This window comes from Kribbella capetownensis (assembly GCF_004331485.1).
GTDB classification, from domain to species: domain Bacteria; phylum Actinomycetota; class Actinomycetes; order Propionibacteriales; family Kribbellaceae; genus Kribbella; species Kribbella capetownensis.
Genome location: NZ_SJKD01000004.1, coordinates 686,908 through 706,701, shown reverse-complemented (window position 1 = coordinate 706,701; position 19,794 = coordinate 686,908). Strand labels below are relative to the sequence as shown.

24 protein-coding genes and 1 pseudogene are annotated in these 19,794 nt (G+C 65.9%); 14 read left to right on the top strand and 11 right to left on the bottom strand.

Features of this window, described 5'->3' with window-relative positions:
* Together E0H75_RS21615 and E0H75_RS43655 are read right to left on the bottom strand one after the other, a co-directional pair.
* Positions 1-330 (bottom strand): methyltransferase family protein (locus E0H75_RS21615; RefSeq protein ID WP_272948915.1); only part of this gene is annotated, 330 nt, incomplete at its 3' end.
* Between the two features lie 238 nt (positions 331-568).
* A complete protein-coding gene (locus E0H75_RS43655) occupies positions 569-736 on the bottom strand; it encodes a GMC oxidoreductase (RefSeq protein WP_202873094.1) in 168 nt (55 codons plus the stop codon).
* Positions 737-927: 191 nt separating this feature from the next.
* On the opposite strand from E0H75_RS43655, the pseudogene E0H75_RS45055 reads away from it, so the two are divergent.
* Positions 928-1,017, top strand: a pseudogene (locus E0H75_RS45055) (helix-turn-helix domain-containing protein); the annotation flags it as partial.
* Between the two features lie 61 nt (positions 1,018-1,078).
* Here the strand turns inward: E0H75_RS45055 and E0H75_RS21600 are convergent.
* Positions 1,079-1,843 carry a crotonase/enoyl-CoA hydratase family protein gene (locus tag E0H75_RS21600; RefSeq protein ID WP_131515402.1) on the bottom strand — a complete coding sequence of 255 codons (765 nt, stop codon included), beginning with the start codon at positions 1,841-1,843 and terminating at the stop codon, positions 1,079-1,081.
* An 85-nt stretch (positions 1,844-1,928) separates the two neighbouring features.
* Between E0H75_RS21600 and E0H75_RS21595 the strand changes: the two genes are divergently transcribed.
* Complete coding sequence (locus tag E0H75_RS21595) at positions 1,929-2,597, top strand: HAD family hydrolase (RefSeq protein WP_131515401.1); 669 nt, start codon at positions 1,929-1,931, stop codon at positions 2,595-2,597.
* A 53-nt stretch (positions 2,598-2,650) separates the two neighbouring features.
* On the opposite strand, the gene E0H75_RS21590 is transcribed toward E0H75_RS21595, so the two are convergent.
* Positions 2,651-3,499, bottom strand: coding sequence for a class I SAM-dependent methyltransferase (locus tag E0H75_RS21590; RefSeq protein WP_131515400.1), 849 nt, complete (start codon positions 3,497-3,499; stop codon positions 2,651-2,653).
* Between the two features lie 62 nt (positions 3,500-3,561).
* On the opposite strand from E0H75_RS21590, the gene E0H75_RS21585 reads away from it, so the two are divergent.
* The 7 genes from E0H75_RS21585 (at position 3,562) to nadC (ending at position 9,526) form a co-directional block, all read left to right on the top strand.
* Positions 3,562-4,203, top strand: coding sequence for a PadR family transcriptional regulator (locus tag E0H75_RS21585; RefSeq protein WP_131515399.1), 642 nt, complete (start codon positions 3,562-3,564; stop codon positions 4,201-4,203).
* 147 nt (positions 4,204-4,350) lie between these two features.
* Positions 4,351-5,187 (top strand): enoyl-CoA hydratase/isomerase family protein, encoded by an 837-nt coding sequence (locus E0H75_RS21580; protein ID WP_131515398.1) that lies wholly within the window; start codon positions 4,351-4,353, stop codon positions 5,185-5,187.
* 143 nt (positions 5,188-5,330) lie between these two features.
* Complete coding sequence (locus tag E0H75_RS21575; protein WP_131515397.1) at positions 5,331-5,903, top strand: carboxymuconolactone decarboxylase family protein; 573 nt, start codon at positions 5,331-5,333, stop codon at positions 5,901-5,903.
* Positions 5,900-6,868 carry an ornithine cyclodeaminase family protein gene (locus E0H75_RS21570; RefSeq protein ID WP_131515396.1) on the top strand — a complete coding sequence of 323 codons (969 nt, stop codon included), beginning with the start codon at positions 5,900-5,902 and terminating at the stop codon, positions 6,866-6,868. Before E0H75_RS21575 ends, E0H75_RS21570 begins: the two co-directional genes overlap by 4 nt.
* Before the next feature lie 171 nt (positions 6,869-7,039).
* The gene (locus tag E0H75_RS21565; RefSeq protein ID WP_238163175.1) at positions 7,040-7,318 is read left to right on the top strand and encodes a winged helix-turn-helix transcriptional regulator; all 279 of its coding nucleotides are present in this window, start codon (positions 7,040-7,042) and stop codon (positions 7,316-7,318) included.
* A 224-nt stretch (positions 7,319-7,542) separates the two neighbouring features.
* Positions 7,543-8,478: an NAD(P)H-dependent flavin oxidoreductase gene (locus E0H75_RS21560; RefSeq protein WP_131515394.1), complete on the top strand. Its 936-nt coding sequence runs from the start codon at positions 7,543-7,545 to the stop codon at positions 8,476-8,478.
* 154 nt (positions 8,479-8,632) lie between these two features.
* Positions 8,633-9,526, top strand: coding sequence for a carboxylating nicotinate-nucleotide diphosphorylase (gene nadC, locus E0H75_RS21555; RefSeq protein ID WP_131515393.1), 894 nt, complete (start codon positions 8,633-8,635; stop codon positions 9,524-9,526).
* 16 nt (positions 9,527-9,542) lie between these two features.
* Here the strand turns inward: nadC and E0H75_RS21550 are convergent, their stop codons facing one another.
* Genes E0H75_RS21550 through E0H75_RS21540 form a run of 3 tightly spaced genes read right to left on the bottom strand, consistent with a single transcriptional unit; the run spans position 9,543 to position 12,906 of the window.
* Positions 9,543-10,277, bottom strand: a complete 735-nt coding sequence (locus E0H75_RS21550) for a succinate dehydrogenase/fumarate reductase iron-sulfur subunit (RefSeq protein WP_131515392.1) — start codon at positions 10,275-10,277, stop codon at positions 9,543-9,545.
* Positions 10,274-12,217: a fumarate reductase/succinate dehydrogenase flavoprotein subunit gene (locus E0H75_RS21545; protein ID WP_238163187.1), complete on the bottom strand. Its 1,944-nt coding sequence runs from the start codon at positions 12,215-12,217 to the stop codon at positions 10,274-10,276. Before E0H75_RS21545 ends, E0H75_RS21550 begins: the two co-directional genes overlap by 4 nt.
* Entirely contained in the window at positions 12,205-12,906 is a 702-nt protein-coding gene (locus E0H75_RS21540) for a succinate dehydrogenase cytochrome b subunit (protein WP_238163174.1), read from the bottom strand. The genes E0H75_RS21545 and E0H75_RS21540 overlap by 13 nt, the downstream gene beginning before the upstream one ends.
* An 83-nt stretch (positions 12,907-12,989) precedes the next feature.
* Here E0H75_RS21540 and E0H75_RS21535 point away from each other — a divergent pair, with 83 nt between their 5' ends.
* Positions 12,990-13,943, top strand: a complete 954-nt coding sequence (locus tag E0H75_RS21535) for a LysR family transcriptional regulator (RefSeq protein ID WP_131515391.1) — start codon at positions 12,990-12,992, stop codon at positions 13,941-13,943.
* A gap of 38 nt (positions 13,944-13,981) precedes the next feature.
* Here E0H75_RS21535 and E0H75_RS21530 read toward each other — a convergent pair whose 3' ends face one another.
* Positions 13,982-14,425, bottom strand: coding sequence for an Lrp/AsnC family transcriptional regulator (locus E0H75_RS21530; RefSeq protein WP_202873093.1), 444 nt, complete (start codon positions 14,423-14,425; stop codon positions 13,982-13,984).
* A gap of 113 nt (positions 14,426-14,538) precedes the next feature.
* On the opposite strand from E0H75_RS21530, the gene E0H75_RS21525 reads away from it, so the two are divergent.
* Positions 14,539-15,156: an RBBP9/YdeN family alpha/beta hydrolase gene (locus E0H75_RS21525; RefSeq protein ID WP_131515390.1), complete on the top strand. Its 618-nt coding sequence runs from the start codon at positions 14,539-14,541 to the stop codon at positions 15,154-15,156.
* A 26-nt stretch (positions 15,157-15,182) separates the two neighbouring features.
* On the opposite strand, the gene E0H75_RS21520 is transcribed toward E0H75_RS21525, so the two are convergent.
* From E0H75_RS21520 to E0H75_RS21510, 3 genes are all read right to left on the bottom strand, one after another.
* Positions 15,183-15,965 carry a maleate cis-trans isomerase family protein gene (locus E0H75_RS21520; protein WP_131515389.1) on the bottom strand — a complete coding sequence of 261 codons (783 nt, stop codon included), beginning with the start codon at positions 15,963-15,965 and terminating at the stop codon, positions 15,183-15,185.
* Positions 15,966-16,371: 406 nt separating this feature from the next.
* Positions 16,372-16,677 carry an MmcQ/YjbR family DNA-binding protein gene (locus tag E0H75_RS21515; RefSeq protein WP_272948918.1) on the bottom strand — a complete coding sequence of 102 codons (306 nt, stop codon included), beginning with the start codon at positions 16,675-16,677 and terminating at the stop codon, positions 16,372-16,374.
* 101 nt (positions 16,678-16,778) lie between these two features.
* Entirely contained in the window at positions 16,779-17,438 is a 660-nt protein-coding gene (locus E0H75_RS21510; RefSeq protein ID WP_131515387.1) for a TetR/AcrR family transcriptional regulator, read from the bottom strand.
* A gap of 208 nt (positions 17,439-17,646) precedes the next feature.
* Here E0H75_RS21510 and E0H75_RS21505 point away from each other — a divergent pair, with 208 nt between their 5' ends.
* The 3 genes from E0H75_RS21505 to E0H75_RS21495 all read left to right on the top strand — a co-directional run bounded on the left by E0H75_RS21505 (position 17,647) and on the right by E0H75_RS21495 (position 19,781).
* Complete coding sequence (locus E0H75_RS21505; RefSeq protein ID WP_202873092.1) at positions 17,647-18,171, top strand: carboxymuconolactone decarboxylase family protein; 525 nt, start codon at positions 17,647-17,649, stop codon at positions 18,169-18,171.
* A 110-nt stretch (positions 18,172-18,281) separates the two neighbouring features.
* Positions 18,282-19,076, top strand: a complete 795-nt coding sequence (locus tag E0H75_RS21500) for an isocitrate lyase/PEP mutase family protein (protein WP_202873091.1) — start codon at positions 18,282-18,284, stop codon at positions 19,074-19,076.
* Positions 19,077-19,133: 57 nt separating this feature from the next.
* On the top strand, positions 19,134-19,781 hold the full coding sequence (locus tag E0H75_RS21495; protein ID WP_131515384.1) for a nitroreductase family protein: 648 nt from the start codon (positions 19,134-19,136) through the stop codon (positions 19,779-19,781).
* Positions 19,782-19,794 lie beyond the last annotated feature (13 nt).

Genomic DNA, 19,794 nt, shown 5'->3' with positions numbered 1-19,794 from the left:
ATTGGTTCGCACCGCCTCGGTCAGCCTGCCCCACGCCGGGTAGAGCCGGCGGTCCAGCATCTGCACCCAACCGCCGAAGTCGTACGCCTTGCCGGGAACGAGGAACTCATCAGCCAGCGCACTGTTCACGTAGCGCCCGTCCCGCCGCTCGAGCAACCCGATCGACGCACACGCGGTCACCAGCAACTCGACGGGCCGCTGATCAACCCCCAGCATCCCCGCAAGTTCGTCGACCGTACGACCGCCAGTCCCGGACAGACGGCCGAAGAGATCCACCTCCTGTGCAGTCGCGAGCGCCTTGAACGACCAGAAACCGATCGACAGCTCCATCAGCGGCAGAGGCGAGACCGTAGGGAGGCCGTGGTCGGCAACGCGCGATCCTACCGCTGCCTTCGTTGCGGTCGGCGTGCCTGCCGCGGCCTGATTACCAGTGTTGTGCATGAACTCTCCTGAGAACGTCGTACGAAGCCCGGATCTCGTCCGAGCCCCTCTGTCGATCAACGCGCACATGCGGCTGAGCGCGAACACGCGCCGCGGCCCTTCTCGGACACCACCTCGACCCGGCGAGTCACGCGGCGCTGTGAGCAGACACTCCGAGTAGTGCTGTCCGGGCAGGGTCGACCGACGTGGTGCGGTCGTGCTCGGTGGCGAGGTAGTTGGGATCGATGTCGAGAGGTGCGTCGGGATCGGCCGAGGTGATGTGGATGCTGCCTTCGCTGTCCGCTGGGCTGGTCATCGTCAGAAGGTCGGAGCGGCCTTCCGTCCTGATCGAATTCTTCGCCGAGGCACGCCCTCATCCCAGGTCACCGACCGGACATCCGCCGGACACTTCCCGATTCGTCCGGCACGGTCGCACCTCTCGCCACCGAACTTCGACGCGGAGGCAGGAGTGATCGAACCTGGACCGGCGACCTCGGTGCTGCGCGGATGCGCGCGCTCCTCACGCAGGAAGAGTTCAGCGAGCGTGCCGGCATCCATCCACGGACCTTGCGGCGCTGGGAGACCGGACAGTCCTCCCCGCCCGCTCAGCAACTCCCTTCGACAGGTCGCCGAGATTCTCCTGCTGACCGATTTGAGCTCAGGGCTGGTTGGTGCCGGATTCTGCTACGAACCGATCGGCGCCGGCTGCCGCGTCGGCCGCCATCGAGACCTGACCATGACGGAACTCGTTCGCCATCGCGGCGTTCAGCTCCACGCCGTGCTGCTCGATCAGCGAGGCACGATCGCGCCGCAGGCATGTCTGCGGGAACTGCGCCAACTCGCCGGCCAACTGCCGCGCAGCAGCCAGGCACTCCCCCGGTGCAACGATGCGGTTGACCAGCCCGATCTCGTACGCCTCCCGCGCAGACACGGCCCGACCGGTCAAGATCAGATCCATGGCACGGCTCTCGCCGATCAGCCGCGGCAGGCGGACCGTGCCGCCGTCGATCAACGGAACACCCCAGCGACGGCAGAACACCCCGAGAACCGCGCTCTCGTCGGCAACTCGCAGATCCGCCCACAGCGCCAACTCCAGCCCGCCCGCGACGGCGTGCCCGGAGATCGCCGCGATCACGGGCTTGGACAACTTCAGCCGCGTAGGCCCCATCGGCCCGTGGCCGTCGGGCTCGACCCGGTTCCCTTCACCTGCCTGAAACGCCTTCAGGTCAGCGCCCGAGCAGAACGTGCCACCAGCGCCGGTCAGGATCGCGACCGAGAATCGCGAGTCCTGATCGAACTCACGGAAGGCCCGGCTGAGCTCGTCGGCCGTCGCGCGGTCGACTGCGTTTCGTCGGTGCGGCCTGTTGATGGTCACCACCATTGTGGTGTCGTCACGCTCGACAAGTACTGACCCGGATGTCATGCGCCCATCCTGTCAGTGACGAGGAGCCAGACAGGCGACGATGAGGACGCACCGGGTTCTGGCGCGTGGCTCACACGGAGGGGATATGACACACAACGAGGTACAGGCCGTGGTCTTCGACCTGGACGGCGTCCTGATCGACTCCGAGCCGCTGTGGGACGAGGTACGGCGAAATGTCGTCGCAGACGCCGGTCGATCCTGGCCCACGACGGCGACCCGAGCGCTACAGGGCATGAGTACGCCGGAGTGGTCCGCATACCTGACCGATGTCGTCGGCGTGCCCGGCCGTCCGGAGGACGTGGCGGCAATCGTCACCGGTGGCATGGTGGCCCGTTATCGCCAGCAACTGCCGCTTTTGCCCGGAGCCGTCGAGGCCGTGGAGCGGCTCGCGAACCACTGGCCGTTGGGCTTGGCATCGTCCTCACCCCGGCAGCTGATCGAGACCGTACTCGACTCCGCCAACCTGACCAGACACTTCCAGGTCACGGTCTCCACCGAGGAAGTCGCAGTAGGCAAACCGTCACCAGCGGTCTACAACGACGTGGTACGACGGCTGCGAGCTGACGTGTCCCGAGTCGTCGCGATCGAGGACTCCAGCAACGGCCTCCGCTCCGCATCCGCGGCCGGAGTCCACGTCATCGCCATCCCCAATCCGACCTACCCGCCCCAGCAAGACGCGCTCGCCCTGGCGAGCGCCGTTGTCACATCCCTCGACGAGGTCACCCCGGCACTCGTCGCATCCCTGGTCCCTTAGGGCTCAGGTTCCATCACGATGGCAGTCCCTTGAAACCGATCTGGCATCGGCGATCATGACGGTCGGCGAGCGGTGACAATCCATGCGCCCGACCCCAGGCGTACGCCGTCCGCGCCCTCATGGTCCGCCATCACCGCGCGCAGGTTGGACTCCGCCTGCCGCTTGCCACCCTCGTCGAGCTTCGCGAACAGCCACGCCATCTGACCGACCATGAACGTCGTCGCCCGGTCGGCGTCCGCTCCGAACCACAGCTGCGCGTCGTGGGCCGCGAATGCCACCTCAGCCCAGCCGCCTCCCTCGAGCAGATCGCGAACCCGGCTGGGGTCGCTCAGCGCGAACGGTCCGGGCGCGTCCGCAGGCGGCGGGTCGAGCGGCAACACGCGTCCGATCGCACCCGTGAACTCGCGCAGCCACTCGTTGTCCTCGATCCCGCGCCACACGAACATGACGAGACGGCCGCCGGGCCGGGTGGCGCGGGCGAGGTTCGCGAACGCCATCCCCGGATCGGAGAAGAACATCGTCCCCGTCCGGCTCGCGACCACGTCGTAGGCCGCCTCGCCGAAGTCGTGCAGCTGCGCATCGGCCTGCACGAACTTCGTGGCGACGCCACCGGCACGCCCGCGCGCAACGTCGAGCTGCGCGTTCGACAGGTCGACGCCCACGGCACTGGCACCCGGCACACTCCTGACGATGTCGATCGCCAGCTCGCCGGACCCGCATCCGACGTCGAGGACGCGCTCCCCCGGCTGGGCGCTGATCGCAGCGAGCAGCGCAGGCTGGTAGTCCGCGTAGCTGTGGTCGTACGTGTCGGCGTGCTCGGCCCAATAGGCACCGTGCTCGCCGTCCCAGGTACGAAGCTGGCCGGAGTTGCGCGGGTCGATCGCCATCGTCACATCATTCATGCTCCTCACCCCCTATAGTCCCAAAGAGACTATGTGTCCGATTTAGTCCCGAAGGGAGGGTCATGTCAAGAGGTCCACGGCTGACCACCACCACGTACGGCGTCCTGGGCCTGCTCGCCGTACGCCCGCACTCGACGTACGAGCTCGCCAAGGCGATGGACCGCAGCGTCGGGCGCGTGTGGCCGCGCGCGCAGAGCAAGCTCTTCGAGGAGCCGAAGAAGCTCGTCGAGCACGGGTACGCCACCGCCCGCGAGGATGCGGTCGGCCGCCGCCCGCGCACCGTCTACACGATCACCCGCTCCGGCCGCCGCGCCCTCGCCGCCTGGCTGGCCGAGCCCGGCGACGGCCCCGCGCTCGAGTTCGAGGGCCTGGTCAAGCTGATCTTCGCCGACCACGGCACCCGCGCCGACGCGCTCGCCTCGATCGCCCGTGCCCGCGCCTGGGCGGTCGAGCGGAACGCCGGCAACATCGAGGCCGGCGAGAGGTTCCTGGACGCGAGCGACGGCCGGTACGCCGAGCGTCGCGCCACCACCCTCCTCCTCGGCGCCTTCCTCACCGACTTCTACGCTCTTGTCGCCGACTGGGCCGACTGGGCTTCCGCCGAGGTCGCCGACTGGCCCGAGAACATCGCCTCCCATCGGATCTCCCCCGACCGCACCCGCGAGATCCTCGACCGAGCCCGCTGGTCCGAGGCCGTCGAGTGACAGTCCGCATCGGCCGAACGCGGTGATCGTGGCTCACGATGCAGAGGACAGGTGCGATCTAGGGCACAGCCGCTTCTCTTTGCCGGGCGGCGTCGATAGCATCGGCGACATGCCTCTAAATTCGAAGCACGGCAAGCGGCGGCACCGATGATCGAGCTCCCCAGTTTGCGGGTCCGAAGCCAGGACGGAGTCATGTACGTCGAGTTCGCCCACCCACCGATGAACCTCGTCGACGCAGAACTCGTGAGCCAGCTTGTCGAGTTGGCCGGAGTTCTCGAGCGCGACGGCGATACCCGCGTCGTGGTCTTCGGCAGCGCCGACCCCGACTACTTCCTGGCCCACTACGACGTCGACGATCTCCTTGGCCGGACGGCGCCGCCGGTGCGGCTCGGAGGGCTCAAGCCTTTCCATCAGCTGCTCGAGCGTTACCGCCAGTTGCCGCAGGTGACCATCGCCCGGGTGGAGGGGCGGGCGCGGGGCGCCGGCAGCGAGTTCCTCCTGGCGCTGGACATGCGGTTCGCGGCCCTGGGTTCGGCCGTACTCGCCCAGTTCGAGGTCGCCGTGGGCCTCTTGCCGGGAGGAGCGGGCACGCAGAATCTGCCCGAACTGGTCGGCCGATCCCGTGCCCTGGAGGCCATCCTCGGGGGCGCCGACTTCGACGCGGAGCTCGCCGAACGTTATGGCTGGGTCAATCGCGCACTTCCGGCGGACGAGTTGGCCGGCTTCGTCGACACCCTCGCGAAAAGGATCGCAGGATTCTCCGCCGATGCCGTCCGGCGCGCCAAGCGCAGTGTGCAGGTCGCAGCCAACGGCCGCTACGAAGGATTGCAGGAGGAGGCGCACCTTTTCAGCGAGCTTCTCGCCTTGCCCGACACCAGGCACCGCATGAAAGCGTTCCTCGAAGCCGGCGGACAGACTCGGTCGGGCGAGATGGACCTGGGATGGCTCCTGCGCGACGCACCGTCCCTGCCGGATGCGACCTGACCCGAGCATGAGTCAGACCGCAGGTTGTCGCGGATCCGTTCCTCTATGGCCGGGCGGTCCTCGCCATAGACAACCTCAGCTCTCCGTGTGCGGTCGCAGCCGCGACGACCGCACAGGCCGCATCTACTATGAGGAGGTCTTTGATGCCGCGGATCGCTCCACTCGAGCCACCCTTCGACGAGCAGTCGGCCGCTGCGATAGAAGCTCTCGGCCCGCCCATCGGACTGTTCCGGCTGCTCGCCCGGTGCCCCGCCCGAGCCCGCGGGATCCAGGGCTGGGGCCGGTACTACCTGTCACGCCAGTCCGCCCTCTCCCTGCGCCACCGCGAGTTGATCATCGATCGGACGACCGCACTGTGCGGTGCGGAGTACGAGTGGGGAGTCCACGTCGGCGTCTTCGCGGACAAGGCCGGTCTGACCCAGGCTCAGATTCGTTCACTGGCCGACGGCCAGGCCAAGGATGCTTGCTGGACCGAGCCCAGCGATCGAGCAGTCATTCGTGCCGTCGACGCACTCCATGTCAACAGCGACCTTGACGACGACGAGTGGTGCGAACTGCGCGAGCAACTGAACGAAGACGAAGTCGTCGATCTACTCCTGCTGTGCGGGTGGTATCACTCCATCTCGTACGTCGCCCGGGCCGTGCGCCTTCTTCGCGAGCCCAACACCCCGTCGCTGCCCAGGGTTCGCCCTAGGAGACGGGAGACGACGAGGTGACGCTTCTGCTCTCCGCAAGGGACATCGGTCAGGCGCTCGACCTTCGGGGATGCCTGGATGTGCTCGATGCCGGCTTCCGATCGGCGCCCCCGTCGATTCGCCCCCAGCGTGTGCGCACCGACCTGCCCGGACCTGGCACCGCGACGACGCTGATTCCGGGTCTGATCGAGGGCATCCCCGCATATTCGGTCAAGGTCAACGCCAAGTTCCCGGGCGCCCGTCCGGCGCTCAGAGGCGTGGTCTGCCTGCACGACCTCTCCACCGGCGCATTGCTCGCACTCCTCGACTCCGCGAGTGTCACGGCCTGGCGAACCGGGCTCGCAGCAGCGATCGGTACCCACACCTTGGCTCGTGCCGATGCCCGAGACATCGCAGTGATCGGCGCGGGGACCCAATCCGAGTTCATTCTGCGCGGGCTCGCCACGCTCCGGCCGTTGGGGACCGTGTGGGTCCACGATCTCGATCGGGTTCGGGCCGCGACCTGGGCCGCGCGTCAGGACTCCGTCGCAGCTGGTGGATGTGTTGTGGCGGACTCAGTCTCATCCGCAGTACGGCGCGCCGAGATCGTCATCTGTGCGACATGGTCGAGGAAGCCGTTACTGGAGGCCGGCGATCTCGTCGACGGTCAGCACGTCACATCCGTCGGTGCAGACGAGCCGGGAAAGTTGGAGCTCGGACGAACGGCGCTTGAGCGTGGGCGAGTATTCGTCGACGACCTGGCCCTCTCGATCCAGATGGGCGCCCTCGGCAACAGTGGCCTCAGCGCGGATACAGCCGCCGGAACCCTGGCGGAAGTCCTGACCGGCGCGATCGCGGGCAGACGATCTGCACGGGAGGTCACGATCTACGCGCCGATTGGGTTGCCGTGGCAAGATCTCGCCGTGTCCTGGCTCTGCTATCGTCACGCGATCGAGTCCGGTAACAGGATCGGCATCGGCTTCGACTTCCTTGCCGACGAACTCTGAGGCCAGGTCGGGTTCACTCACGGTGCCTCACTTTTCACCGGGGCGCCGTACCCGCCGCGAGGTTGCTGAACAATGGTCGCCCAGTGCTTCGCAGACCAGAAGGGGAGATGCATGCCACCCGCACCGTTGCCTGGCCGTCCGACGCGTGGCTCCCGCACAGGGCGGCCGATCATGGCCCTGCTCGATCTGCTCGGACGTCGCTGGACGCTTCGCATCATGTGGGAACTTCGCGACTCGACTCCGCAGACGTTCCGGGGACTCCAAGCCCGCTGCGGAGATGTCTCGTCGAGCGTGCTCACGACACGCCTGCGTGAGCTCGGCGAAGCAAAGCTGGTCACCCACGAGGGCGAGGGCTATGTCCTCACGGATCAGGGCGCCTCTCTCCTGGGCCACCTGCGCCCCCTCGACGCCTGGGCGACGAAATGGGCCGCAAGCCTGCGCCGTCGCTGACCGCGGCGCGGTGACGCATCACCGCGCAGAATCGCTGGAGTCAATCTCCGTAGACGCCGTCCATCAGTCATCGCTCGCGACAGCCGGGCAGCCGCACCCATCGACGTACCTCGCTCACAATGTCGGAGACGACACGAAGTTCTGCTGCTAATATAGAAGCAGACTGACGGGCTGACGACCGGCACGTCGACTCGAAGTTCGAGAGACTGAGGAAGGCCTTGGACATGGCGATACTCGGCACCCGGCTGCCGATCGTGCAAGCGCCGATCGGGTCGGCGGTGTCACCGGAGCTGGTTGCTGCTGTCGGTGAGGCTGGAGCGCTCGGCATGCTGGCCGCCACGTGGCACAGCCCGGAAGGGCTGGCAGCCGATATCGCCGCGGTGCGGAAGCTGACGGCCGCTCCCTTCGGCGTCAATCTCGTGCTCGATTTCCCGATCGACGCGCTGCTCGAGGTCGCATTGCAAGCCGAGGTACCGGTGATCTCGACGTTCTGGGGTGAGGCCGGACAAGTACATGAGCGGATCGCGGCCGCTGGAGCGACTCACGTGCACGTGGTTGGCAGCACCGAGGAGGCACGTCACGCTGAGGGGTGCGGCGTGGACATCCTGGTGGCGCAGGGGCTCGAGGCGGGCGGGCATGTGCGTGGAACGGTTGGCACGATGTCGCTCGTGCCGGCGGTGGTGGATGCCGTGGACGTGCCGGTGCTGGCCGCCGGCGGGATCACTGACCGGCGCGGGATGGCCGCCGCGCTCGCGCTGGGTGCCTCCGGAGTTTGGGTCGGTACTCGATTCGTCGGCACCCGGGAGTCTCGTGCACACGTCGTCTATCGCCGCGCCATTGTCGCCGCGGACGCGGAGGACGCGGTGTGGACGACCCGGTTCGACGGCGGCTGGCCGGACGCCCCGCATCGCGCATTGCGGAACAGCAGCCTCGCTGCCGACCTCGCGCGGGATGTGGTGGCACATCGTGCCGACGGCGGGCCGATCCGACGGTACGACGACACCGTGCCGCTGACCGGGATGACCGGCGAACTGGAGGCCCTGGCCATGTACGCAGGTCAAGGCGTTGGCACCATCCGAAGCGTGCAGACCGTTGCTGCCGTCGTCAGCGAGCTCGCTGCCGGTATGCCGCAGAGCGCGCCGACGCGATCGAATCGGTAGGTAGCCGAAACATCGTCGCAGCGTAGTCCGGGCCGCCGTCGCCGTGACTCACCTGATCACGCCGCACCTGGATCGACGAATGGTTGCCGACGGCAAAGCAGCTGCAGAAGCGCAGCTCCTGAACACCACAAAACGAAAGCAGGTAGACGAACTCATGCAACTGCCGACCGACACGATCCGGGCCGCCGTCAATGTCGCGCTGTCCGAGGACCACGCAGCGAACGATGTAACCACTCGATGGAGCGTACCTGCGCAACTGGACGTCGAGGCAGTGATGATCGCGAAGCAGCCAGGTCGAGTAGCGGGCCTGGCACTGGCAGAAGGCGTTTACGACGCGATCGACCCTTCCGTCACCGCGCGACCGGCCGTCGACGACGGCGACCAAGTTCGCGCCGGGCAGCCGCTCGCGTGGATCAGCGGACCGGCGCGCTCGATCATCACCGGCGAGCGGGTGGCCTTGAACTTCCTCCAGCGAATGTCAGGCATCGCAACGCTGACCTCCGCCTTCGTGGCCGCAGTCGGGCAACACGACGTCAAGCTTCTCGACACTCGCAAGACAGCGCCCGGTCTCCGGGCCCTCGACAAGTACGCGGTGACCTGCGGCGGTGGAACCAACCACAGACTCGACCTCGCCGCAATGGTTCTTCTGAAGGAGAACCATCTGGCTGCCGCAGGTGGCGTCCGCCGGGCCGTCCGGAGGGTCCGCGACGGCATGGCTGTGGCTGGCCGGCACCTGGCCGTCGAAGTCGAGGTGACCACCTTGGCCGAGGCCCGCGAAGCACTGGACTGTCAGGTCGACTGGATCATGCTCGACAACATGTCCACCGACATCATCAGGTCTGTCGTCGAGCAGCGTGACGCATCCGGATCCGACTGCCGGCTCGAGGCCTCCGGCACCATCAATCTCGAGACTGTCGCCGACCTCGCCGCCAGCGGGGTCGATGCCCTCTCCGTCGGTGCACTGACGCACTCGGCGCCTGCTCTCGACGTCAGCTTGCTGATCAGCCCGCTCGAGCACCAGGAACAGACAGTCACGGCCCGGATGTGACCACCACCCTTCGGCGTCAGCGGGACGCGCGCAGGAACTCGCGATTCAGTCTGGCGATGCTGGCGAAGGGAAGCTCCTTCGGACACGACTTGACGCATTCGCCGGTGTTCGTGCATCCGCCGAATCCTTCGTCGTCCATCGCGGCGACCATGTCGAGTACGCGTTGCTCGCGCTCAGGCCGGCCCTGCGGCAACACGTTCAGGTGCGTGACCTTCGCCGACGTGAACAGCATCGCCGACCCGTTCGGGCACGCTGCCACGCAGGCACCGCAGCCGATGCAGGTGGCATTGTCGAACGCAAGCTCAGCGTCGTGTTTTGGAACCGGTATCGCGTGTGCCTCCGGAGCGCTGCCCGTGGGCGCGGTGATGTAACCTCCGGCCTGGACGATTCGGTCCAGCGCCGACCGATCCACGACCAGATCCTTCACCACGGGGAAGCCCGTCGCCCGCCACGGCTCGACGTCGATCACATCACCATCGCGAAACGCGCGCATGTGCAGTTGGCAGGTGGTGGTCTGCTCCGGCCCGTGGGCCCTTCCGTTGATGACCACCCCGCAAGCCCCACAGATGCCCTCCCGGCAGTCATGGTCGAAGGCGACCGGATCCTCACCGTTGGTGATCAGGTCCTGGTTGAGCACGTCGAGCATCTCCAGGAACGACATCTCAGGGCGGATGTCCTGCACGGCATACGAAACCATCCGTCCTCGATCGCCGGAACCCGACTGGCGCCAGATCCGCACGGTGAGCTTCATGTGTAACTCCGTTGTGTCGGCCGAACGTGGTCGAAGGTCAGCTCTTCTCGGTGCAGCACAGGGCGGTCGCCGTGTTCCCACACGGCGACATGACTGAAGCGTGCATCGTCTCGCAGAGCCTCACCGGCAGCGGTTTGATGCTCCTCGCGAAAATGCCCTCCGCACGATTCCTCGCGGACCAAGGCGTCCACCAGCATCAGCTCGGCGAGCTCGAGGAAGTCAGCAACTCGATTGGCCTTCTCCAGCTCCTGATTGAGTTCGGCTCCCTCCCCCGGGACGCGGACCGAATGCCAGAAGTCCGCGCGCAGCTCGGGCACCCGTTCCAATGCCTCGCGCAGACCACTCTCGTTACGGGACATGCCGCAGTGGTCCCACAGCAGGAGTCCCAACTCGCGATGGAACGAGTCGACGGTCCGCGTACCGCCGATCGAGAGCAGCCGTTCCAGCCGAGCTTGTCCGTCGCGCTGGGTCTGCTGGACCGTCGGATGTGCCGCGGGGACTGCGTCGAAGGTGTTGCTGCCGATGTAGTCGTTGATCGTGGTCGGCACGACGAAGTACCCGTCGGCGAGACCCTGCATCAGCGCCGATGCCCCGAGTCGGTTGGCGCCATGGTCGGAGAAGTTGGCCTCCCCGATCACGAACAGGCCGGGAACCGTGCTCTGCAGATCGTAGTCCACCCACAACCCACCCATCGTGTAATGGATCGCCGGGTAGATACGCATCGGGACCTGGTACGGATCCTCGGCGGTGATCCGCTGATACATGTCGAACAGGTTCCCGTATCGGGCCTCGATCGCCGGACGTCCGAGTTCCTGGATCGCGTCACCGAAGTCCAGGTAGACGCCCAATCCCCCTGGCCCGACCCCGAAGCCGGCATCACACTGGTTCTTCGCCGCCCTCGAGGCTATGTCGCGCGGAACAAGGTTTCCGAAGCTGGGATACATCCGTTCGAGGTAGTAGTCGCGCTCGTCCATCGGGATCTGGTCGGGCGACCTCGTGTCGCCCTGGACCTTCGGCACCCAGATTCGGCCGTCGTTGCGCAGCGACTCGCTCATCAGCGTCAGCTTCGACTGATGAACACCGGAGCGAGGAATGCAGGTGGGATGGATCTGTGTGAAACAGGGGTTCGCGAAGTAAGCGCCGCGCCGATGCGCGCGCCAGATCGCGCTCGCATTCGAACCCTTGGCGTTGGTGGACAGGTAGAAGACATTGCCGTAGCCACCGGTCGCCAGGACGACGGCGTCGGCGACATGCGTCGTGATCTGTCCGGTCACCAGGTTCCGGGCGATGATGCCCCGTGCGCGACCGTCGACGACGATCAGATCCAGCATCTCCGTCCGTGCGTGCATCTCAACACGACCGGCATCGATCTGCCTCGACAGCGCTTGATAGGCGCCGAGCAGCAGCTGCTGACCCGTTTGACCGCGTGCATAAAAGGTGCGCTGCACTTGCACGCCACCGAACGAGCGCGTATCCAGCAAGCCGCCGTACTCACGCGCGAACGGCACGCCTTGAGCGACGGCCTGGTCGATGATCTGCGTGGAGATCTCTGCGAGCCGGTACACGTTGCTCTCACGCGAGCGGAAGTCGCCACCCTTGACCGTGTCGTAGAACAGCCGATGAACCGAGTCGCCGTCGTTGCGGTAGTTCTTCGCCGCATTGATGCCGCCTTGTGCAGCGACCGAGTGGGCACGGCGAGGCGAGTCCTGGAAGCAGAGCTGCACCACGTGGTAGCCCTGCTCGGCCAGCGTCGCACCTGCCGACGCACCTGCCAGGCCGGTGCCGACCACGATGACGCGGTGCCTGCGGCGGTTCGCCGGATTCACCAACTTCGCCGTGAATCGTCTTTCGTCCCACCGCCGTTCGAGAGCCACGTCCGGCGCCTTCGTGTCGGAGACGGGACGACCGACATGATGCTGTACCACGCTCACCCAACCAATCCGGCCATGACACCGATCGGGACCGCCAGGAATCCGGCGGTGATCACAACAGCCACCAGCGTGCCCACAATGCCGACCCGCCCGCCTGCCAGGCCGAGCGTCCGCGCCGCGCTTGCGATGCCGTGATTGAGATGCAGCCCGAGCATCAGCATTGCCACGACATAGAGCGCATCGACCCACCACACACTGAAGTCCGCGACGACGTTGTGATAGGGATCGGCTTCGACATAGTCGCGGTTGGCGACGCCTACGGTCAGGTCGAGGACGTGCCAGACAACATAGAGGGCAAGCGTCACGCCACCCCAGCGCATCGTGCTGGGCGCAAAGCCCCTCAAGCTCCGCCGTCGGCCATGTACATACCCGACGCGCCTTGCTCGACGATCTCGTGAAGTCAACTGTGCGGCCGCGACGATATGCAGGGCGACCATCAGGAGCAACCCGCAACGCATCACCCACAGGAACACACCCATGGGAAGCGCAGGCTCGCCGATCCTGCGCAACCATGCCGCGTATTCGTTCATGGCGTCGGCACCGAGGAAGACCTTCAGGTTGCCGAGCATGTGCGCGAACAGATAGGCGACTATCACCAGACCGGTCACCGCCATGACCGCCTTCTTGCCGATCGTCGAAGCCCAGAACCGACCGATCAACGCAAACGTTCGCGGCTCAACAGCGATATCCCTGGACACGTGACCGACGGTATGGCCGCGGCCGATCAGAGGGCAAAGACAAAATCGGTCTCACCAGCAGAGGCGATGCCTATGATGATTCGATGCAACTCCACCAGCTCACCTACTTCGTCGCAGTCGCCGACACTCGCCACTTCACCCACGCCGCTGAGCTCATGCGAGTTGCCCAACCCTCCGTCTCGCAGCAGGTGCGCGCCCTTGAGCGTGACATCGGCGCCGAGCTCTTTCACCGGATTCGTGGAAATCTGTCGCTGACCGAAGCCGGCGAGACCCTGCTACCGATCGCCCGCCGCATCCTGGCCGAGACGGACGCGGCCTATCAGGCTGTGCGAGAACTCGACCAGTTGGGACGCGGTCGCGTGCGTCTCGGCGCCCCACCGAGCCTGTGCACCGGCCTGTTGCCGACGATGCTCGCCGGGTTTCGCAAGGTCTACCCTGGGATCGATCTCACACTTCGGGAGAGCGGCTCGCGGGATCTGCAGAACGATGTCTCCGAGGGCCTGCTGGACCTTGCGATGATCGTCGACTCCCGCAGGCGGGACCGCAGCCAGCTCGCCACGAAGCCACTGTTCGTCGAGGAACTCGTCGTCATCTCTGCCAAGAGCCGACCAAGGCCTGTACGCCGGGCGAGAATGAAGATCGTCGACCTCGAAGACCGGCCGCTGGTGATGTTCCGACGCGGTTACGACCTGCGCGAGGCCACTGTGGACGCCTGCCGCGCCGAAGGTTTCGAGCCGTCGTTCGCCATCGAGGGCGGCGAGATGGACGCCGTTCTCGAGTGTGTCGACGCCGGGATGGGAATCGCGGTCGTGCCGAGTACCGTCGTGAAGGACAGGTTCCGGGTCACGCGGTTCGACGCTCCGGGCCTCAGCCGGGTCGTGCGGCTCACCTATCGCGAAGAGATCAAGCCCTCCAAGGCCGTGCTCGCCCTGCACAAGGCGATCACCGATCACGTGCGGCTCGCCGGAGTCCTGCCGCGCGGAACTCGCGCGCTGCTTCGCCGCGACCTGCCGCCTGAGGCACGCGGGACGGCCTAACCTGTCACCAGGTCTGCGCGCTAACTTCTCCCGATGGGTCAGGTCTCCTCGATGGCCGCCGGCAACGACTTGTGCAGGTAGTCACGCAGTACCAGAGACGTTGTGACAGGACCGAGACGCCCGATGGCGTCGACGACCTCCTCCAGCCGGCCGGCATCTGCAGCATGGACCTCCAGGAGGAAGCAGTCCTCACCGGTCAACCGGTACGCAGTGGTCACCTCACGAAGCCTCTCGAACACTTCGAGCGCTTCGGTGATCCGCGCATGCGGAGTCCGGACACGGACGATCGCGTGGATGTTCAGACCGATCGCTGCTGGATCGACGACCGCCCGATAGCCCTTGATGACGCCGGCACGCTCGAGTCGCTGGATCCTGGCCGACACGGCGGGCTGGGACAGATGTACCGCCCGCCCGATGTCCGTCCCACTGAGTCGGCCATCGGTTTGCAGGATCTCCAGGATCCTCAGATCGACGTCGTCCAATGAACCCGTCCTTCGTGCCGTGGATTGCTTTGCTTTCATCGGAACCGTGGGTGGCGTACCGATGATTTCACCCATGATGTCAGCTCACCACCACCCGCAAGGAGCTGCGTCTCATGCGTTTCATCATCGTCCCCGGCTGGAACGGCTCGGACCATCACCATTGGCAGTCGGCCTGGCAGTCACGCTGGCTGCCCAACGCGACCAGGATTGCGCCGCGGTCCTGGTCGCATCCCGAGTTGAACGACTGGCTCCGGGCCCTCGACGTCGCCGCCAACTCCGATGCCGATGGCAACGACGACGGCGAGAAGGGCCTTCTGCTCATTGCGCACAGCGTGGGATGCTACGCCGCTGTGCACTGGCTGACCTCCGAACGAGAAGCCGGCCCATCGCTCACCCGGCCACAGGGCCCGGCAGTTCGTGGCCTCTTCCTGGTCGCGCCTCCGGACTCACTCGCCCCCACATTCCCCAGCGACCTCCTGGGGCCCTTCGCGAAGCCGCCTGCGAACCCGATCAGTGTGCCCGCGGTGATCGTTGCAAGCTCCGACGACCCGTACTGCAGCCTCAACGCGGCGACTCGCCTGGCGGAGGACTGGCAAGTCCCCGTGGTGGACGTCGGCCCGGCGGGGCACATCAACTCCGACAGCACCCTCGGACTTTGGCCGATAGGCCAAAGCCTCCTGACCTCCTTCATGGCCGGCCTGGGGATGCACACCCGCCGGGTGAGTCCTTAATTGGGGTTGCCGCCGAAGGCCTTTCGCTAGGGATGATCTGCACTCGGTAGGGCGAACAGGGCTCCGTAGCCTGCTGGTCTTGCATGGGATCCTGCAGGGCGCAGCAGTCCCCACAGGAGTGACTGGTTGGCGGTCAGAACAGGGCGGCCGAGATCCTGCTCCAATGCGGTGATCACACCCACGCTACGGAAGCCGTTGCCGCCGATGAAAACGGCGTCGGCCTCGTCCGGCGTGTGTTCGACGACCCACGCGAAGAGCTGGCTCGGGTTGATGCTCCGCTGATTGCTCGGTAGACCGCAGGGACCGTGCTGAACCACGGTGAGGTCCTGCGATTCGAAGTACCGCGCTCCCAGCAGGTCGAGCTCCCTGTCGAACCACGGCGGGTTCACCAGCGAGATCCGTTGCACCCCAAGCGCGGAGCACCCGGCCACCGCGGCCGCGCAGGTCGCAACGACAGGGATGCCACCAGTGCGCTGCTGGAGCCGCTCGACGAGTTCGACCTCGCGATCCGGGCCGCTGACGTACGACGAACTCGTGAACCCGATGCCGATCGCGCCGAGCGGTGCGGCGGCGAGCAGTGCCGCGGCCTCGTCGATGTGGGGCGGCTGGACGAACGCCTCGACAGGCGCGAGCGGGATTGTCGGATCCATCTCGCCACCGGCTGCCATCGCCCCGAACGGCACCCGCGCCGCGTGCACCTGGACTCCATCGGGTGCCATCGCCTGCAACTCCGACTCCGGCCCTACATCACCGTGCGGCGTCAGTACGCCGATCCGGCAACGAACATCCCACCCATCCGGTTCCCACATAGCCCCTCCCCGTACAGAACCACGACTTCCCCTCCCCGCTGCGGAGACGTGCCTGGACTTCCTGCGGAGGCGTCATGATCGGCCATGTGCCCGGTTTGGGACGACCGACCCGGCGACCGGACGAAGGATCTGGCCCCTGATGCGGCGGGGTTCACGACCGCCTTGCTCACGCTGAGCACCCTGTCGGCGAGTGTTGGCTGGACGGTGCGGTGGTGGCTGGACGGCGTACCCCAACCACATCCGCTGCACGCTGTTGAAGCGGGTCGGCATCGTCCAAACGAGACTGCAGGACAAGCAGAAACCCTGTGGGCCGACGAGGTCACCCCGCGCTCGACCACGTACGTCACGGGCGTGGGGTCCCTCGACGACGATCTGCAGGATCTGCTGCGCCGTGAGTTCGCGGATCCTAGGGTTGCTTGGACTTCGGGAGGGCGTCCGCCACGAGGCGGTAGGAGTCGGTGACGAGCTGCTTCACCAGCTTCTCGTCGACGGTGCCGCCGCCTTCCAGGGTGATCCAGTGCTTCTTGTTCATGTGATAGCCGGGGGTGATGTCTGCGTGCTGCTCGCGTAGGGCCGCGGCGTTGTCCGGATCAGCTTTCAGGACCACGACAGGGCGCCCCGGCAGGTCGGTCATGAGCATGAAGACCTTGCCGCTCACCTTGTAAAGATCCCAGTCGGGGTCGAGACGATGCTCCAGGTCGGCTCCGGGCAGATTCGCGGTGAAGTCGCCTGCGATCTTCTGCAGTTCTCGTGCGTCCGCGGTGATCCACTCCTCTTTCGACTCGAGTTTCTGGTGCTCTACCCGTTAGTTGCTCAGACCGGCGCGGATCTTACGTCGCGACCGGAAGTCGACGTCGTGAAGGTCTGCACGTAGTCGATGGCTCCATACAACGCGTCTTCCAGCGGCACGACATCCCGAGCGATCTGAGCGAGGAGCATGCCGCCCTGGTATGCGGAGAGCAGCAGATTGGAGAGCCGCGTGGGATCCGCGTCGGCGTCGAGGCGGCCGAGTCGCTGCATCTGCAGAAGTCCGTCACGGAAGATGTCTGTCCACTGATCGAACGCGCCGGCGAGTTCCTCGTGAACGTCGAGATCCGTCTTGATGATCTCACTCGCGAGTGAGCCGAGACTGCATCCGTCCTGGTAGGAGCGCTCATAGGCGGTGTAGTACTTCGCCCACTCCCGAAACCCGTCGAGGCTGTCGAAGCTGGTGAATCGCGCACTGCGGTGGAACGCGAGCACGCGCTCGGCCTGCCAAGCGATGACCGCCAGGACGAGACTCTCCTTGGTCGGGAAGTAGTGGTTGAGCTGCGATCCGCTGACGCCGGCGGCGCGCCGGAGCTGCTCGTTGTTCGTGGCGTGGACGCCTTTGGCGTAGATGAGCTCCGCAGCATGTTCCAGGATGCGGCCGCGCGTCGCCTGTCCCCTGCCAGTGAGTTTGGGAGGCACTCGAGCTCCCGTAGTGGCTTCCATGCGTCACACGATACCGCAAACTGGGCTTGACAGCCCAGACCTTTGTAGTGTTAACTACAGCAAGTGGGCTAGCTAGCCCAGAAAATAGGTGCCCCGGACCACAACGGGGATCGGCCCCAGCGGCGGTAAGAACCGGCTCGGGCCTGACGCTAACCACTCGCCCCCTACCGAAGGTCGGTTCGCTGTGTCACGACTGAACACTCCCGCTGTGAATGATGTCCCTGCCGGCGCGCGGCAGATCCTTGACAAGGTTGGCGCGCAGCTCGGGTTCGTCCCGAACATGTTCAAGACCATCGCGTCGAACCCGAGCGCGCTCGAGGCCGTCACGACTCTGCAAGCCACCATGAGCCGGGTTCTGGACGCCAAAACCCGGCACAGCATCGCTCTGGCCGTCTCACAAGCCAACGATTGCAGTTACTGCCTGGCCATACACACGTACACCTCCTCCACCTTCGGCGGCATGTCGAGCGAGGACATCGACCTCGCCCGCGCCGGGAGCTCGGTTGATCCCAAGCGCGCCGCAGCCGCTCGCTTCGCTCAGCAGGTGGTCGACAGCAACGGCCAGGTCAGCGACGCCGACCTCGCGGCTGTCCGAGGCGCCGGGTACACCGACTCGGAGATCCTGGCGATCGTCACGGTCGCGGTGCAGGCCCTGCTCACCAACTTCATCAACAACGTCAACCAGACCGACATCGACATCCCCGCCCTCGACTCGAGCGCTACGCCCGGCTGAGCAGCGGACCTTCCGTCGAGGCCGCGCCCACGGTCCGGTGAACCCTCACTGCCCCAACGATCATTCAGGAAAGATGCGACATGCCGGGCTCCGAACTTTATGAGAAATTCATGGCACTGCACACCCGCGACAGTGGCCTCGTCCTGCCGAACGCCTGGGACGGCCTGTCGGCGTTGATGCTGGCCGATGCCGGTTTCGAGGCGATCGGAACATCGTCAGTGGCGCTCGCCGCCACGCTCGGCCGGCCCGACGGGCGCCACGAAGTCACCCGCGACGAGCATCTGAAGCATGCGGGACTGCTCGGCCGGCTCACCGGGCTGCCCATCAACGGCGATTTCGAAGACGGGTACGGCGACACGCCCGAGGATGTCGCAGCGACTGTCGAAGCCGCAGTCGAGTACGGCTTGGCCGGCATCGGCATCGAGGACACCTCGGGCAATCCCGGCCGACCGATCCGGGACTTCGACGAAGCAGTCAATCGCGTGCGTAGTGCCGTCGACGCGGCCAAGGGACGGATCGTCGTCACCGGCCGCACCGACAACTTCATCCAGGGCCGACCCGATCTCGACGACACCATCCGGCGTCTGACGGCCTTCGCCGAGGTCGGCGCGGATGTGCTGTACGCGCCGTACCCACCTGACCTCGACGCACTTGACGCGATCGTCACGGCGGTCGCACCGACACCGGTCAATGTCCTCGTGTCACCGGCGGACAACGTGCTGACCGTCGCTGAGCTACAGAAGGCCGGGGTCAAACGGATCAGCTTGGGTCCGTGGCTCTACGTCCACGCGATGGGGGCACTCGAAGAAGCCACCAAGGCTCTCGTCGCGGGCGACCTGGCGTCGGCCGCGACCGGCATCAGCTTCGAGCGCGTCGGCGAACTACTTGCCCGCAGCAAGAACTAGACCACCGCACCAGCCACCGCTCCGCACATATTGATTGCAAGAAGAAAGCAGATTGACATGGATCTCGACAAGCTCATGGGCAAGCACCTCACCAGATACTTCGACGCCAGCAGGACGATCCCGGAGGAGACTCTTCAGCAGCTGCTGAAGTTCCTGCGCTCGACGCCCACGTCGACCAACATTCAGCCGAACCACTTCTATGTTCTCGCCACGGACGAAGGCAAGAAGCAGCTGGCGGACAACCTGGGCGAACGATTCCAGGACAACGCCGAGAAGATCCTGAACTCGTCGCACACCATCATCCTCACCACCCGGGCGGATCTGCCCGAGAGCCACGTCGAGGCGGTATTCAGCAAGGAGCGGGCCGACGGCCGGTTCCCCGACCCGGCAAAGCAGGAGCTGTGGGAATCAATGACCCGCGACTTCCTCAACCTGCGCAACTACGGCTACAAGGACCTGAACCACTGGATGGAGAAGCAGACCTACATGGCCGTGGGTCTGACCATGATGGCGGCCGCTGAGCTCGGTGTCGAGGCCACACCACTCGAGGGGTTCGACCCGACCAGTGTCGACAAGGCGTTCAAGATCCGCGAGACGGGACATGCCACGACCGTGCTGCTGGCGCTCGGCTACCCCGACCCCAAGAAGCAGTACAGCAACCCGATCTCGCGATTCGACGAGGACGAACTGTTCACCTTCGTCTAACACCCGCGGCGAG

Bases quoted from the DNA above. Each gene is read 5' to 3' on its own strand.
- E0H75_RS21495 (WP_131515384.1), top strand. From the start codon at position 19,134: ATGGATCTCGACAAGCTCATGGGCAAGCACCTCACCAGATACTTCGAC.
- E0H75_RS21580 (WP_131515398.1), top strand. From the start codon at position 4,351: ATGATCGAGCTCCCCAGTTTGCGGGTCCGAAGCCAGGACGGAGTCATG.
- E0H75_RS21585 (WP_131515399.1), top strand. From the start codon at position 3,562: ATGTCAAGAGGTCCACGGCTGACCACCACCACGTACGGCGTCCTGGGC.
- E0H75_RS21535 (WP_131515391.1), top strand. From the start codon at position 12,990: ATGCAACTCCACCAGCTCACCTACTTCGTCGCAGTCGCCGACACTCGC.
- E0H75_RS21500 (WP_202873091.1), top strand. From the start codon at position 18,282: ATGGCACTGCACACCCGCGACAGTGGCCTCGTCCTGCCGAACGCCTGG.
- E0H75_RS21525 (WP_131515390.1), top strand. From the start codon at position 14,539: ATGCGTTTCATCATCGTCCCCGGCTGGAACGGCTCGGACCATCACCAT.
- E0H75_RS21560 (WP_131515394.1), top strand. From the start codon at position 7,543: ATGGCGATACTCGGCACCCGGCTGCCGATCGTGCAAGCGCCGATCGGG.
- E0H75_RS21595 (WP_131515401.1), top strand. From the start codon at position 1,929: ATGACACACAACGAGGTACAGGCCGTGGTCTTCGACCTGGACGGCGTC.
- E0H75_RS21565 (WP_238163175.1), top strand. From the start codon at position 7,040: ATGGCCCTGCTCGATCTGCTCGGACGTCGCTGGACGCTTCGCATCATG.
- E0H75_RS21520 (WP_131515389.1), bottom strand. From the start codon at position 15,965: ATGTGGGAACCGGATGGGTGGGATGTTCGTTGCCGGATCGGCGTACTG.
- E0H75_RS21600 (WP_131515402.1), bottom strand. From the start codon at position 1,843: ATGACATCCGGGTCAGTACTTGTCGAGCGTGACGACACCACAATGGTG.
- E0H75_RS21575 (WP_131515397.1), top strand. From the start codon at position 5,331: ATGCCGCGGATCGCTCCACTCGAGCCACCCTTCGACGAGCAGTCGGCC.
- E0H75_RS21590 (WP_131515400.1), bottom strand. From the start codon at position 3,499: ATGAATGATGTGACGATGGCGATCGACCCGCGCAACTCCGGCCAGCTT.
- nadC (WP_131515393.1), top strand. From the start codon at position 8,633: ATGCAACTGCCGACCGACACGATCCGGGCCGCCGTCAATGTCGCGCTG.
- E0H75_RS21510 (WP_131515387.1), bottom strand. From the start codon at position 17,438: ATGGAAGCCACTACGGGAGCTCGAGTGCCTCCCAAACTCACTGGCAGG.
- E0H75_RS21550 (WP_131515392.1), bottom strand. From the start codon at position 10,277: ATGAAGCTCACCGTGCGGATCTGGCGCCAGTCGGGTTCCGGCGATCGA.
- E0H75_RS43655 (WP_202873094.1), bottom strand. From the start codon at position 736: ATGACCAGCCCAGCGGACAGCGAAGGCAGCATCCACATCACCTCGGCC.